Origin of the sequence: Acinetobacter sp. YH01006 (assembly GCF_013420445.1) — a bacterium.
Taxonomy (GTDB): Bacteria; Pseudomonadota; Gammaproteobacteria; order Pseudomonadales; family Moraxellaceae; genus Acinetobacter; species Acinetobacter pseudolwoffii.
Genome location: NZ_VOYB01000002.1, coordinates 170,966 through 184,797, shown reverse-complemented (window position 1 = coordinate 184,797; position 13,832 = coordinate 170,966). Strand labels below are relative to the sequence as shown.

The following is a 13,832-nucleotide window of genomic DNA, read 5'->3' as shown; positions in this document are numbered from 1 at the left end:
AACAGTGGTCCGTTGGTATTTCAGCTTAGTTTTGATTAATGCTAACTTGATTTGCGACCTGAAGTGCCAGTTCGCGTGCCTGTTCAATGCTTTCAGCACGTGCAGTCGCAACGCCCATGCGACGCCGTTCGAAGCCTTCAGGTTTGCCAAACAGGCGCAAATCAGTATTGCCGTCTGCTAAAGCAAGATTCAGGCCAGAAAATGAAAGATTACGATCATCTACCCCGGCATAAATCACCGCGCTGGCAGCCACACTATGCCGTGTGGTATTGACCGGCAGGCCTAAAATCGCACGTGCATGCAATTCAAATTCGCTTTGGAATTGAGAGGCAAGTGTTACCAGTCCGGTATCGTGTGGACGAGGAGAAACCTCACTAAACCATACTTGGTCGCCTTTGATAAAGAGTTCTACACCAAAGATTCCGCAACCCCCCAGTGCTGTGGTGACTTTGTGGGCAATGCGTTTAGATTCCTCTAGCGCTGCCGGAGTCATCGGCTGAGGTTGCCAGCTTTCGACATAATCGCCCGAGTCCTGACGATGTCCGATCGGATCGCAATAAGAGGCTTCGATCTCGCCGGTTGCCGGATTTTTTGCACGAACAGTCAATAAGGTAATTTCAAAATCAAAGTCAATTTGCGATTCGACAATCACCGTACCCTGATTGACGCGTCCACCAGTTTGCGCATATTCCCAAGCCGCGTCTACCTCTGCAAAGCTTTTTACCCGAGACTGGCCTTTGCCAGAAGAGGACATGACCGGCTTGACAAAGTTTGGATAGCCGACATCATCACAGGCAGCACGGAAGGACTCTAAAGTGTCAGCAAATCGGTACGCTGAAGTTGGCAGCCCCAGTTCTTCTGCGGCCAGACGGCGAATGCCTTCGCGGTTCATGGTCAGATTGACTGCTTTAGCCGAAGGAATGACGGTCGCAATATTTTGTTCTTCAACGTCAACCAGTACTTGTGTGGCAATGGCTTCAATTTCAGGAACGATTAAATGCGGCTGGATTTGATGGATCAATTGTTTTAATTCTTCAGCATCGGCCATATTCAAGGTATAGGAATAATGCGCGACTTGCATGGCAGGTGCATGCTCATAACGGTCAGCAGCATGAACTTCGACCCCAAGACGTTGTAGTGAAATCACCACTTCCTTGCCCAGTTCACCAGAACCCAATAATAGAACTTTATAGGCAGAAGCTTGCAGGGGAGTACCAATAGTCACGCTCATGTGTGTCATCCATGCTTGATTTTATGGACTTTTAGCATAGCAGAACTGAGCCGGCAGTTAAGCCAAGATTCATACAAAATTGTGATATTGTCCAACAGTTTTATTTATAAAGTTTTTCTGGAGGTAAGTAAGGCGTAATTGTCATGTCACTGATCTGTCAGACTGATTTGAAGACGGTATATCCTGTTTTGGCAATAGCTTTTTTCTATCTACAACTGGTCGAGTATTAAAAAAGTATAAAAGAATACGGAAATGATTTTATTTGAGCTTTTTCTTTCAGGAAAAATAATAGGGATCAGCTAATTATTTTTATATAATAAAGACCTATACTATTCCATAAGCATAAGTCTTTATCTTGATTGATCAGTCAGTTCAAGCTTAAAACGTCATCGGCACATAAGTATAAACCAGACCATAGGTCAGTGCTGCGGTCAGGGTCGCCATCACGATGCGTTTGAATTTAAAGTAAAGCGCAGTGAGTACGATAAATCCGACCAGCATCGCAATACTTTTATTCGGTGTTGCTAATAATGGCGGTAAGGTAGCAACTACCAGCATGGAGCTGATTGCCGCAATGCCGATTGAACCCAAGGCAATTTTTAGCCACAATGCTCCGCGTTTTTGTGAGCCTTGCTGAAATTTCTGAATCACAAAAAAAGGCCCGAAGCGTGAGACGAAATTGGCGATCCCGACGACAATGCCGACCAGAATAATCTCTAGATTCATGCTTGATCTCCTGCATGTTCAGGATCTGGCTGTTTTAAGATATAGTGCTTGAACAGGCCGGCAAAAATACCAGAACTGATGCCAATGAAAATCGCGGCAGACAGATCAATAAAGTAACAGGCCACAGCAGAAACCAGAATGGTGACAGCCACAACAAAAGTATGTTTCTTCTCAAAAGCAGCCAATAGGAAACTCAGGAACAGCGCAGGTAACAGGAAGTCTAGAGCCGCTTGCAAGAATTGCGGCAGATTGCTGACCTGATCGGCAAATAAACCACCGAGAAAAGATCCCAATGCCCAGGACATCCAGCTAAACAGGCTTAAACCCAGCATCCAGGATTCAGACCATTCCTGACGCCGTTGCGAGAGCTTGATCATGCCGGAAGCAAAAACCTCATCGGTCAGACCCCAAGACCAGATCGCAGTTTTCTTTAAATTCAGCCGGTCTTGAATCAGGTTTTGCAGCGCAGGGCCATAGAGCAAATGCCGAATGTCTAGGGCAATCACCGTTAATGCCGTCATCCAGATAGATGTGCCACTGCCTAAAAGTGCGACCACAAGGAACTGGCTGGCACCTGCATACATCGAGCAGGAAAGAAACAGCGCTTCCCAAGCCGTAAAGCCAAACTGAGTGGCTGAAACGCCAAAAGCAAACGACACTGGTAAATAAGTGAAGATGATCGCTTGGCTATCTTTTGCACCTTGCCAGAAGCCAGCAGGTTGCGTAGCGAGTTGATTCTGTTCAGACACGACACACCTTGAAGGAGAGTTGAACGATGGGTCAAATGAAGATTGTGTATTCTACGTGAATTTAATAGCATAGTGCCGAAATGTTTAAATTGGCGAGCCTGATATGTGGATGTTCAAGACACGTACGATGCTGACAGCTGCTTTAATGAGCACTGCATTGTTGTTACAAGCGTGTGGGAATGACAGTCAATCGACTGATAAGCCAGAAATTAAACCGGCACCTAAACTGACTAATGATGCGACCACCTATGCCAATGCGGCATGGCAACTGATCAATAAAGTCGATCCACTGGTTTATAATAAAGAAGTGGATCAGCTGGAAACCCAGGTGCGTCAACCGGCACGTAAGCTGAGCACAGACTGGCGTATTAATGTCAAAATGACCGATTCGGTGACTGAAGGTAAATATGCTCTGTGTCGTAAAGCCTTAACCAGTCTGGAAATCTGGGCGCGTACCGTGATCGACAATGGCAGCAGTCTGGAACAAAAGCAGGCGGATTATGAGCGGGATAAACTGCAATGTCAGAATGCGATTGATAATCCTGAATTGGGAAATACTGATCCCAAACAAAAAGGCACCGCGATTGCTAATATGCAATAAACCTTTAGCCATTTAGTTATAAGCATAAAAGCCAGTCATTCAGACTGGCTTTTTTAGGATGAGACAACAGCAAGACTCTAAAAAGAGGGTATCCACACATGTTCTAATAAAATCACAAATACACCACAGATCAGGAGTGTGCTGCCAATTATGCGCTTAATCAGAATAGGTGTAGACATGGTCGATCTCCTTAAATATTTAAAGCTAAAGCGTGTTCAATGCTTCCAGATAACGACGATTCACTTCTTGCCAGTTCACGACATTAAAAAAAGCCGAGATATATTCCGGACGACGGTTTTGATAGTGCAAATAATAGGAATGTTCCCAGACATCCAGACCTAAAATGGGAATATTGCCATACATCAGTGGAGAGTCCTGATTGACGCTGCTTTCTACAATAAGTGTTTGATCTGGCGCAACACTCAGCCAGGCCCAACCGCTACCAAAACGGCTCAGTGCTGCCTGGGTAAAGGTGTCTTTAAATGCCTCGAATCCGCCTAATTCATGTTCAATGGCCTTTGCAATTTCAGCTTCTGGATGGCCGCCACCGTCTGGACTCATGACTGTCCAGAACAGGGAGTGATTGGCATGTCCACCGGCATTATTGATCACGTTCTGTTTTAATTGCTGCGGTACTTCATTGAATTTGCTAATTAAGGCTTCGACCGATAAATCTTCCCATTCGGTTCCTGCGATCCCTGCATTGATATTATTAATATAGGTTTGATGATGCTTGCTATGATGAATTTCCATGGTCTTGCTATCGATATGAGGCTCTAGGGCATCATAGGGATATGGCAGTACAGGCAGGGTATAGCTCATGGTCAGGATTCCTTTGCTAGAATGAAGTCATGTTATTTTTCATTAGATTTAACATACGCCTGAATTTAATATTTTTATATGAGAATAATTATCATTATTGTTAATATGTGTGAATTATGCGTTGCCTGTAAGTTTTCTACGCTCGGTCATCTTATTTCCTAGGCCATAAAAAAGCCCCAGATGGAGCTTTTTCATACAGTAAATACTTAGACGTTAAAACGGAAATGTAAAACGTCGCCATCCTGAACGATATAGGTTTTACCTTCTAGACGCCATTTACCGGCTTCTTTTGCACCCGCTTCGCCGTTGTACTGCACGAAATCATCATAAGCAATACATTCTGCACGGATAAAGCCTTTTTCAAAGTCGGTATGAATTACACCAGCGGCTTGCGGTGCAGTTGCACCAATTTTCACAGTCCAGGCACGAACTTCCTGTACACCTGCGGTGAAGTAAGTTTGTAAGCCAAGTAGTGAATAACCTGCACGAATCACCACGTTTAAACCAGGTTCTTCCATGCCCATCGCTTCCAGGAATTCAGCACGGTCTTCATCTTCAAGCAATGAAATTTCCGCTTCAATCTGGTTGCAAAGAGGTACGACAATTGCATTCTCTTCAGCAGCCAATTTTCTCACTGCATCCAAATGCGGGTTATTTTCAAAACCATCTTCAGCAACGTTGGCAATATACATGGTTGGTTTAAGCGTCATTAAGCCAAAGCCACGTACCAGTTTACGTTCGTCATCATCCAGATCCGCTGCGCGAGCCGGTTTGCCTTCATCGAGTAAAGGCTGGATTTTTTCCAATACTGCTTTAGTAGCAATTGCTTCTTTGTCACCACCTTTGGCAGATTTAGTCAAACGGGTAATCGCTTTCGCCACCGCGTCGAGATCTGCAAGCGCGAGTTCTGTATTAATCGTGGCGATATCATCCAGTGGATCAATACGACCATTCACATGAATGACGTTTTCATCTTCAAAACAACGTACCACGTGAGCGATTGCATCAGTTTCGCGGATGTTGGCCAGGAACTGGTTACCTAAGCCTTCACCTTTAGAAGCACCAGCGACCAGACCTGCGATGTCCACAAATTCCATAGACGTTGGAATCACGCGCTGCGGTTTAACAATTGCTGTCAATTTGTCTAAACGTGGGTCAGGAACAGGCACGATGCCGGTATTTGGTTCAATGGTACAGAACGGGAAGTTTTCTGCAGCAATAGCAGCTTTGGTTAAAGCATTGAAAAGTGTAGATTTGCCAACGTTCGGCAAGCCGACAATACCGCAATTAAAACCCATGAAATAACTCACAAAAGCGTTATATAAAAATTGCCCCCGATTTTACATGAAAGCACGGCTAAAGTCAGGTCATGCACTTGTGGTTTATTGCAATCAAATGCTTCTTATAACTTAAAAGCTCCGCTGAGCTTTCCCGGATTTATTATGAGTCCGCCGAATATAGAGGAATAATCAGCCAGTATTGTACTTTTGGATAAAAATCACATTGTTTTTCTAAAATTGAGTGACTAAAGTATCTGAATAAAACAGCGGCCTATACGCCCTGATCCAATAACGATAAACATGGAGCATGCATGCGAACTTTATACCAGTTTCCTTTATCTCACTTTTGCGAAAAAGCACGTTGGATGCTGGACCATAAAGAGCTGTACTATGTTGCTCACAACCTGATTCCCGGCGTACATCGGGCTTTTGCCCGACTGAAAACAGGACAGAATCGTCTGCCTATTTTGCGCGATCAGGACAAATGGATTGCAGATTCAACCCAGATTGCGCTTTATCTGGATGATACTTATCCAGAACATCGTTTATTGTATGCTGAAGGACATTTTCGAAATAAAGCCTTAGAAATTAATGAAATTACTCTGGAGCTGGGTCGTCATGTCCGCCGCTGGATGTTATCTCAAGCGCTGACTTCCGATCATGAATCTCTCGATATTTTAATTGGTGAGCAGGGCTATTTGCGCCAGTTTGAAAAATTTTCTAAACCTTTATTAAAAGCGATGGTCGCCAAAGGTTATGCATTGAATGAGGAAACTGTGGCGGAATCCAAACAGCATATTGATGTCACTGTACAGCAACTCAATCAGATGCTGGTTAGTCAAGGTGGACATTATTTTGTCGGAAATCGTTTAGGTCTGGCGGATATTGCTGTCTGTTCTATGCTTGCTCCATTATTGGCGATTCCGGGGACGCCATGGGAAAAAGAAAATTTTGAAACCTTGTCCGAAGAATATCGTGATTATCAGCAGCATTTAAATGCGTTGCCTCTGGGTGAATATATTTGTCGTATTTACCGAACCGAACGCAATGCGCGAGTAGACTGGCGTGGTGTATAAGCTTCAAGGCAAATCCTAAAATTAAAAACGCGCATTTGCGCGTTTTTAATGAGATGATGATTAACCCCAAGGATTATTTGGGTCGATATCAATATTTTTACTAAAGTGATTGAACAGTGAACCAAAATCAAAGCTGGATGAACCACCACCACTGCTGATATTTTGAATCGTATCTTGAATGTCAGGCAGAATAGCAGACAAGTCAATATTGGAATCTGTGGCACCCACATCTTGGACCAGATCACCTGGATCGGGTAATTCAATCGAAGAGCTATTATCAATCAATTGCCCAATGCCTCCGGCAATGCTCCCTGGATCAAACCCGTTTGAAGCAGAGGAAATTCCTTCGATCAGAGTACCCAGATCCAGATCACTATCTAGATTGAGATGACCCAATAATCCTCCTAAATCTATGCCATTTGAGCCATTCGCGATCAGGCCGCTGAGTAAATCGGTAAAGCCATCGAGATCAAAATCCCCCGCTGCATTCTCACCGACAAAACCGCTAATTAAATCTGTGATAGCACCGATATCAAAATCATTGCCTGTATTGCCGCCGATTAAACCGCCGATCAGATCTGCAATCGCGCCGATGTCGATATCACCTAGTGCACCAGACCCACCAATCAGACCACCAACCAGCTGAACGATTTGTGCAATATCAATCTCGCCATTACTGCCGATGAGGTTGCTGACCAGATCTGCAATCGCAGCAATGTCGATGTTGCTTGAACCACCGATGAGACCACTCACCAGTTGGGCAATTTGTGCAATATCAATCTCGCCATTACCGCCGATGAGGTTGCTGACCAGATCTGCAATCGCAGCAATGTCGATGTTGCTTGAACCACCGATGAGACCACTCACCAGTTGGGCAATTTGCGCAATATCAATCTCGCCATTACCACTGATGAGGTTACTGAACAGATCTGCAATTGCAGCAATGTCGATGTTGCTTGAACCACCAGAACCGCAGATTATACCACCAACCAACTGAACGATTTGTGCAATGTCAATCTCGCCATTGCCAGCAATCAGGTTACTGACCAGATCTGCAATCGCAGCAATGTCGATATTACCTAAACCACCAGAACCGCCGATCAGGCCGCTGACCAGCTGAGCGATTTGTGCAATATCGATCTCGCCATTACCGCCGATGAGACCGCCGACGAGTTTGGAAATAGCACCAATATCCAGATTGCTGCTATTGTTCGCCATTAGGCCATTCAATAAATTGGTGATCTGGCCAATATTAAACTGCCCCCATTGGATTGGGTTAAGCTGCTGATCAGACTCTGAATATCTAACTTCGAAGCATTTGAACCAGACAACTGAATTAATAAATTGCTCAGATTTGCGCTGTTCAGACTATGTCCAGAGAGAAGGCTGTTTAATAATGAGCTCACGGAAGGTTGTGAATTAGAGCTGTTTAGACTGCCAATGAGATTGCTAAGCGTACCTGAGGCTGTTCCAGCGAATAAGCCACCTAACAGGCTTTTAGTTTGTGTTTCAGCCGTTAAGACAGGACTCACCTTGGTTTTAATCAAACTTAAAATTTTAGAAGCCATGAGCATTCCTTATTTAATATTTTTGAAAAATGCTATTTTTATTTTTAGTGCGGCTTTGTTTTAATCTATTTCTATACACTTGTAAAAGATAAGTGGCTGAACTGTGCGGGTACTTGAAGGTCTGGCTTATATTTTACTGGACTAATTAAACTTAAACTATTAAAAAATAAATAATTAATAGAAATTACCATTGGTCATTTTTTAGAATTATATGATTAACGGTTATCTGGTTCAGGATTGAAAGTTACTTTATAAAATGGCAGAAGATTTGGAAAATATTTTCAGAATATGAAAGCTTTGTGAAAAATAAATAAATATTGTATAACAGGGAGAGCGCAATATTTTGCTATTTTTATTGATTATTAAGAAAGAGTATAAAAATGGAACTGGATCGTTTCGATAAACATATTCTAGAAATATTGACCCATGAGGATGTCAATCTGAATGAACTGTCAGAGCGGGTAAATTTATCTGTGAGTTCAGTCCATCGCCGGATCAAACACTTGATCGATCACAATATTATCAGTGGCTTAAAGCGTGAAATTAATTATCAGAAATTAGGTTTCACGCTGCATGTACTGTTACAGGTGTCGCTAAGTAAACATGATAGTGATACTTTTGCTAAATTTCTGGAAGAACTGGAAAGTATTCCCGAAGTGATTAATGCCTTTTTGGTCACCGGCCAGTCTGCGGATTTTATTGTCGAAGTAGTGGCGCGAGATATGGAAAATTATAGTGAAATTTTACTCAAGCGTATTGGGAAAATTGAGCATGTGGTTGCACTGCATTCGAGCTTTGTCATTAAAGAATATAATGTCTTTAACTGTAGCGGACTACTCAATAAAGTTTGATCCTAGGCGAGAGTAGTAGACAACTATAAAAAACGCACCCAAGGGTGCGTTTTTAGTTTTGATCAAGCTTAAGCGTCTAATTGCGCCATCACTTCATCAGTAAACTCTACGTTGGTATATACGTTTTGAACATCATCTAAATCTTCAAACATATCGATCATTTTCAAAATCATTTTGGCTTGATCAACATCTGTAATTTCAGCTTTGGTTGAAGGGCTCATCACCACTTCAGCATTGTCAGACTTCAGACCTGCTGCAGTGAGCGCATCCTGTACATCACCAAAGCTTTCAGGCGTGGTAATTACCAGAATTTCATCTTCAGCAATTTCAATATCTTCCGCGCCTGCTTCCAAAGCTACTTCCATGATTTGATCTTCTAAAGAAACATCTTCAAAAGTGATCTCGCCACGTTTGGTAAACAGATAAGCCACTGAACCGGCAGTACCTAAGTTACCATTGGTTTTTGAGAAGCAATGGCGAACATCAGGAACAGTACGATTCAGGTTGTCTGTCATGGTCTCTACCAGAACAGCAACACCACCTACACCATAACCTTCATAGGTCACTTCTTTCAGGTCGTCGTTATCTTCGCCACCCGCACCACGTTGAATGGCACGGTTGATCACATCACGTGTCATATTTACAGATAATGCTTTTTCAACCACCGCACGCAGACGAGGGTTGCTACCTGCATCTGGACCACCGAGTTTTGCCGCAGTGGTTAATTCACGAATATATTTGGTAAAAAGCTTACCACGACTCGCATCTTGTTTTGCTTTACGATGCTTAATATTGGCCCACTTGGAATGACCCGCCATGCGAACTTTGCTCCTTGTAGATTGGCTGTATGCCTATCAGAATGCCGAAATTCTACCATAAGCTTTTTTTTAAAAAAAAGTGTCTGGATTTGAGATTTCAGGATAAAACAAAAAAATTGTATTAAATTGATAGAAAAGGGGAATGCTATAGTGCAGTTTTTGATTTTATTTTTCAAATTTATACAAATGCTTTAGGAGGACATGAACAGCAAAGGATCTGTTCATGTCGAGCACTGTTACTGAGCTTATTCCGGAATGACAATATCCAGATCCACTTTATCTTTATAGAGCTGTTTGATTAAGGCCAGATCTTGAGCCAGATCTGTTGGATAGATTTTGCCTAAAATGCCACCTTGTTTGGTTCTGGAATTGGCATATAGCAACACAATCGGCACATTGGCAGCTTTGGCAATATGCCAGAAGCCGGTACGGATCGGTTTACGTGCTTCACCTTGCTTGGCACGTGTCGCTTCTGGTGCAATCACCAGATTAAACTTTTCATTATTCTGAAAATGCTCCACCATCTGGGTCACGATATCTTTATTGGCCTTGCGGTCAACAGGAATACCGCCGACAGCTTTTAATAGCGGTTTGAAAGGTCCTTTAAATAGTTCTTTTTTGATTAAGGTATGAATTTTAAGATCATAAATCTGGAAGAGGGCAATCGACAGCACTGCATCCATCATTGAAGTATGTTCAAAGCCAATAATGACCTGTTTGTCTTCGAGTACATCTGGTTCGACATGATATTGCCAACCCGCAAGTTTAAATGCAGATTCGCCAATGAATTTATTTAGCATAAGCACAGATTAAGTAAAAGCCATATGTGGAGAATTGCATAATTTCTTCTTGTTCGACCATTCAGTCAATAGGCTGGCAAATAAAACGTGTAAATAATGTAGAAATCTATAATTTCTTGATCTTTTTAAACTGAAATATTAAGAGCTAAAATGTATAAATAAAAAAATATTGATATTAAAAAAGTATTATTAGATATAAAAAAAGTCTTAAAATGGTGAAAAAATGACTATCCAGAGCAAAGTTTAGTTATTAGACTTTTGTCGAAGAAGAGAAGGGGTGTTAATCCTTTCTATTTTGTTGTTCTTTCTACTCTGAGATTGAAAACTATGACATACATTACAGCCTTTGTAGTCTCTTTATTGATTTTAGTGCTTATAATTGTATGGTCTTTCATCGAAATTAAGCAGGATTTGAGTAAAGAAAAGGAAATGAAGTCTCAATTCTAATTTTTCTTTATTGTACAGCTCATATCCTTTTCCATCATTTTTAATATTTTATCAAATATTTTTTGATACTTTATAAATATACTGAGACGTCAAATCTATCAAATATATGCCTTATTCTATGAGGTTGACGTCAATATTTCAGGCTAGGCTGCCTTAAATTGATCTGTATATACCCCATTTTTCTGCATGTCTTTAGACTGAAGTCTTAAAGAACTAGAATTTCTGTCGAATCAAGTCATGATGATTGCTGTCTAAGTGTTCAAGTGGTTATAAAAGTACTTGTCTTTCAAAAAAATCTTAGCTAGTATTCATGACGCTTGAACTTATTGATAAATAAAGTTTTCAGCATGTAGGGCCTATAGCTCAGTTGGTTAGAGCAGCGGACTCATAATCCGTTGGTCGACAGTTCAAGTCTGTCTGGGCCCACCAAATTTTATATTTATATAGCTTTATATAAGATCTAAACCCTTAATTCTAAAAGAGTTAAGGGTTTTTTATTGCTTTGTTTAAACTTATATAACTTCGTATGGGAACACGCTCTGTGTATCCTTGTTTGTATCCTAAATTTAAAATATAACTCAGGGATACACCAAGGAAAAAATCACTGGAGATTCCATAAGTTATGAATGTTTTTGATGTTAATACTCACGATGATATTCGTCTAAGATCTGTATCGCAGAATACAAAGGTTCGCCGAAAAAAAAGTGTTGAAGAAATTTATAAAACACTTAAACCCAAAGCGAAAGAATATCGTGAGCCTACTGATATTCCAGGTTTGTATTGTAGGGTTAAACCGAATGGCAAAAAACATTGGCAATATCGATATAAGAATGATCAAGGAAAATGGGCATGGATAGGATTAGGTAGTTATCCATCTGTAAGTTATGCGCAAGCACGTGAAAAAGCAGAGGCCATGACGCTAGGTGAAATACTAATTCAAACACAGGTTGAGATTAAGAAAATTCAGCTTGAGGAGGAAAAGGCTTTATTCTCGCATCTTATTTATGAGTGGTTAGAGCGAAAAAAGCAGACTTGGGCTGCTGATACTTATAAAAAGGAAAAACAATCGGTTGAACGACATTTAATTCCTGTCTTTGGACATCGACCATATAAATCAATTACACCAGCAGAATGGTTGGAGTTTTTTACTAACAAGCAAATGAATGAAGGAATTTATAACAGAATTGAAAAGCTTATTTCATGTTGCTCAGGTGCTTATGGTTTAGCAAAATTTAAAAAAGGTATTTTATATAATCCATTGGAAGGGATTGGTGATTATTTAGCGAAAGGGGAATCTCAAAGTATGAAGCATGTAGCTATTCAACAGCTTCCAGAAATGATTTCATTAATTCGAAATTCCTCATCCAGACCGATTGCAATAGGCTTAGAACTTTTAATACATATGTTTCCTCGTCCAGGGGAATTGCGACAGGCGAAATGGGAGCAATTTGATTTTGATGAGGCGGTGTGGATACGTCCCTCAAATATAATGAAAAAAGGTATCGAACATGGGATTCCTTTGTCCAAGCATGTCATTAAATTATTGATGGAGCTAAAGAAAATTTCACCTGAAAGTGAATACTTATTCCCAAGTCGCGATAGCATTAATAAGCCAATTTCGAATTTAACATTTAATGCGGCATTGAATCGATTAGGTTATCGAGGAAAACAAAATCCACATGGATTTAGACATATTGCATCCTCCAATTTGAATAAACGCTATAGTGACAAATGGCAGGTGATCGAATCAGCATTGGCTCATTTAAAAACTGGGGTCAAGGGAGCATATGATAAAGAGGCACACTTAGAAGAACGATATGAAATCATGGAGTGGTGGAGTGGTTATATTGAGTCTTTACTTAAGCATTAACACAAAAACGTGATCACTTTTTTTGTGTTTTAGGACGGATGGGATTTGAATTATTTTTTTTTGATAGCATGGTTTCTCTATTATTAAACGAGGATCCTCAATTGGATCATTTTAGAGCACATACATCACATACTCGTCGTAGTATTGTACGTACTGTTAAAAATTTTGATGATTTAGATATACCAGTGGTTTGTCACAATATGAAGCCATTTCGCTTAAAATACAACCAAGTTTGTGAGTTGCTTAATGTAACACGAGATTGCTTACGTAAAATCATCGAAAATGATCTTTCATTTCCAAGACCATTGAAAGAATGTAGTACTCGTCAAGCAGCAGTATATTTTGATACAGCTGAAATTGAAGAGTGGTATAAAACTTACAAAGCTAAATGTAGGAGTGAATAATCACTATTTAAACAACCATCTAGGCAATACTAGATCATCAATTCCACATAGCAAACACACAATGTGTTTATATCCATTTCGGGGCTATGCAAAAAAACCACGTTAGGTGGTTTTTTAATTTTCAAGTCGTCAGATTTTATATGCTGGGTCGAATCTAATTATGACCTAAAGAAATAACGAATTTCTCAATCATTCTCCGCTCTACCTCAGGTAATTTTTGCAGGGTGCTCACAAGGGGATCAACACCTAACGCACTCATATCTTCACTTCGTCCTAGGATGTAGTCTGCTGATATATTAAGTACGACAATGAGCTTATAAAAATTTTCTAAAGAAGGTTTACGTGAGCCCGACTCAAAATGCGCAATAGAGGTTACGGGTATTCCCGTTTTTTCCGCCAGTTCTTGCTGTGTCAGCTTTCGTAGCTTTCTGACTTCTTTCAATCGAATCTTAAATTCATTCGAGTCTAATTCAAGTGTCATTATTACCGCCAAATAGACAATAAAAACTTGACGTTTTAGTCATGTTTTTATATAAATATAGATATAGTTTAGATGTTTACTTGTTAAACGAGAAGCAACTAAATCATT

General features: G+C 40.7%; 13 protein-coding genes, 1 tRNA gene and 1 pseudogene. 6 read left to right on the top strand and 9 right to left on the bottom strand.

Going from position 1 to position 13,832, the window contains the following annotated elements:
- Nucleotides 1-25: 25 nt before the first annotated feature.
- The 3 genes from purT to FTT73_RS02440 form a co-directional block, all read right to left on the bottom strand.
- On the bottom strand, nucleotides 26-1,240 hold the full coding sequence (gene purT / locus FTT73_RS02450) for a formate-dependent phosphoribosylglycinamide formyltransferase (protein WP_180190957.1): 1,215 nt from the start codon (nucleotides 1,238-1,240) through the stop codon (nucleotides 26-28).
- 369 nt (nucleotides 1,241-1,609) lie between these two features.
- Nucleotides 1,610-1,957, bottom strand: coding sequence for an L-valine transporter subunit YgaH (gene ygaH, locus FTT73_RS02445; protein WP_100328993.1), 348 nt, complete (start codon nucleotides 1,955-1,957; stop codon nucleotides 1,610-1,612).
- Nucleotides 1,954-2,706 carry an AzlC family ABC transporter permease gene (locus FTT73_RS02440; protein ID WP_159138591.1) on the bottom strand — a complete coding sequence of 251 codons (753 nt, stop codon included), beginning with the start codon at nucleotides 2,704-2,706 and terminating at the stop codon, nucleotides 1,954-1,956. Before FTT73_RS02440 ends, ygaH begins: the two co-directional genes overlap by 4 nt.
- 103 nt (nucleotides 2,707-2,809) lie before the next feature.
- Between FTT73_RS02440 and FTT73_RS02435 the strand changes: the two genes are divergently transcribed.
- A complete protein-coding gene (locus tag FTT73_RS02435) occupies nucleotides 2,810-3,307 on the top strand; it encodes a hypothetical protein (RefSeq protein WP_005170291.1) in 498 nt (165 codons plus the stop codon).
- Nucleotides 3,308-3,511: 204 nt separating this feature from the next.
- On the opposite strand, the gene FTT73_RS02430 is transcribed toward FTT73_RS02435, so the two are convergent.
- Nucleotides 3,512-4,129, bottom strand: a complete 618-nt coding sequence (locus FTT73_RS02430; RefSeq protein ID WP_180190956.1) for a superoxide dismutase — start codon at nucleotides 4,127-4,129, stop codon at nucleotides 3,512-3,514.
- Between the two features lie 206 nt (nucleotides 4,130-4,335).
- A complete protein-coding gene (gene ychF, locus FTT73_RS02425; RefSeq protein WP_005170292.1) occupies nucleotides 4,336-5,427 on the bottom strand; it encodes a redox-regulated ATPase YchF in 1,092 nt (363 codons plus the stop codon).
- A 293-nt stretch (nucleotides 5,428-5,720) separates the two neighbouring features.
- Here ychF and FTT73_RS02420 point away from each other — a divergent pair, with 293 nt between their 5' ends.
- A complete protein-coding gene (locus FTT73_RS02420) occupies nucleotides 5,721-6,485 on the top strand; it encodes a glutathione S-transferase family protein (RefSeq protein WP_005170293.1) in 765 nt (254 codons plus the stop codon).
- Between the two features lie 60 nt (nucleotides 6,486-6,545).
- Here the strand turns inward: FTT73_RS02420 and FTT73_RS02415 are convergent.
- Nucleotides 6,546-8,053: pseudogene (locus tag FTT73_RS02415) on the bottom strand (hypothetical protein).
- 380 nt (nucleotides 8,054-8,433) lie between these two features.
- On the opposite strand from FTT73_RS02415, the gene FTT73_RS02410 reads away from it, so the two are divergent.
- Nucleotides 8,434-8,904, top strand: a complete 471-nt coding sequence (locus FTT73_RS02410) for an Lrp/AsnC family transcriptional regulator (RefSeq protein ID WP_005097392.1) — start codon at nucleotides 8,434-8,436, stop codon at nucleotides 8,902-8,904.
- 68 nt (nucleotides 8,905-8,972) lie between these two features.
- Here the strand turns inward: FTT73_RS02410 and FTT73_RS02405 are convergent, their stop codons facing one another.
- Both FTT73_RS02405 and FTT73_RS02400 read right to left on the bottom strand, forming a co-directional pair.
- Nucleotides 8,973-9,722, bottom strand: coding sequence for a YebC/PmpR family DNA-binding transcriptional regulator (locus FTT73_RS02405; RefSeq protein WP_005097391.1), 750 nt, complete (start codon nucleotides 9,720-9,722; stop codon nucleotides 8,973-8,975).
- Nucleotides 9,723-9,967: 245 nt separating this feature from the next.
- Entirely contained in the window at nucleotides 9,968-10,522 is a 555-nt protein-coding gene (locus tag FTT73_RS02400) for a 1-acyl-sn-glycerol-3-phosphate acyltransferase (protein ID WP_159138589.1), read from the bottom strand.
- 799 nt (nucleotides 10,523-11,321) lie between these two features.
- Here FTT73_RS02400 and FTT73_RS02395 point away from each other — a divergent pair.
- The 3 genes from FTT73_RS02395 to FTT73_RS02385 all read left to right on the top strand — a co-directional run bounded on the left by FTT73_RS02395 (nucleotide 11,322) and on the right by FTT73_RS02385 (nucleotide 13,243).
- A tRNA-Ile gene (locus tag FTT73_RS02395) sits at nucleotides 11,322-11,398 on the top strand.
- Nucleotides 11,399-11,591: 193 nt separating this feature from the next.
- Nucleotides 11,592-12,839, top strand: coding sequence for a tyrosine-type recombinase/integrase (locus FTT73_RS02390; RefSeq protein WP_004637174.1), 1,248 nt, complete (start codon nucleotides 11,592-11,594; stop codon nucleotides 12,837-12,839).
- Nucleotides 12,840-12,877: 38 nt separating this feature from the next.
- Nucleotides 12,878-13,243, top strand: coding sequence for an AlpA family transcriptional regulator (locus tag FTT73_RS02385; RefSeq protein ID WP_005265731.1), 366 nt, complete (start codon nucleotides 12,878-12,880; stop codon nucleotides 13,241-13,243).
- Nucleotides 13,244-13,397: 154 nt separating this feature from the next.
- Here the strand turns inward: FTT73_RS02385 and FTT73_RS02380 are convergent, their stop codons facing one another.
- Entirely contained in the window at nucleotides 13,398-13,724 is a 327-nt protein-coding gene (locus FTT73_RS02380) for a helix-turn-helix domain-containing protein (RefSeq protein WP_071851762.1), read from the bottom strand.
- Between the last annotated feature and the right edge of the window lie 108 nt (nucleotides 13,725-13,832).

Coding starts and splice junctions, on each gene's coding strand:
- purT (WP_180190957.1), bottom strand. CDS start 1,240: ATGACACACATGAGCGTGACTATTGGTACTCCCCTGCAAGCTTCTGCC.
- ygaH (WP_100328993.1), bottom strand. CDS start 1,957: ATGAATCTAGAGATTATTCTGGTCGGCATTGTCGTCGGGATCGCCAAT.
- FTT73_RS02435 (WP_005170291.1), top strand. CDS start 2,810: ATGTGGATGTTCAAGACACGTACGATGCTGACAGCTGCTTTAATGAGC.
- FTT73_RS02430 (WP_180190956.1), bottom strand. CDS start 4,129: ATGAGCTATACCCTGCCTGTACTGCCATATCCCTATGATGCCCTAGAG.
- ychF (WP_005170292.1), bottom strand. CDS start 5,427: ATGGGTTTTAATTGCGGTATTGTCGGCTTGCCGAACGTTGGCAAATCT.
- FTT73_RS02420 (WP_005170293.1), top strand. CDS start 5,721: ATGCGAACTTTATACCAGTTTCCTTTATCTCACTTTTGCGAAAAAGCA.
- FTT73_RS02410 (WP_005097392.1), top strand. CDS start 8,434: ATGGAACTGGATCGTTTCGATAAACATATTCTAGAAATATTGACCCAT.
- FTT73_RS02405 (WP_005097391.1), bottom strand. CDS start 9,722: ATGGCGGGTCATTCCAAGTGGGCCAATATTAAGCATCGTAAAGCAAAA.
- FTT73_RS02400 (WP_159138589.1), bottom strand. CDS start 10,522: ATGCTAAATAAATTCATTGGCGAATCTGCATTTAAACTTGCGGGTTGG.
- FTT73_RS02390 (WP_004637174.1), top strand. CDS start 11,592: ATGAATGTTTTTGATGTTAATACTCACGATGATATTCGTCTAAGATCT.
- FTT73_RS02385 (WP_005265731.1), top strand. CDS start 12,878: ATGGGATTTGAATTATTTTTTTTTGATAGCATGGTTTCTCTATTATTA.
- FTT73_RS02380 (WP_071851762.1), bottom strand. CDS start 13,724: ATGACACTTGAATTAGACTCGAATGAATTTAAGATTCGATTGAAAGAA.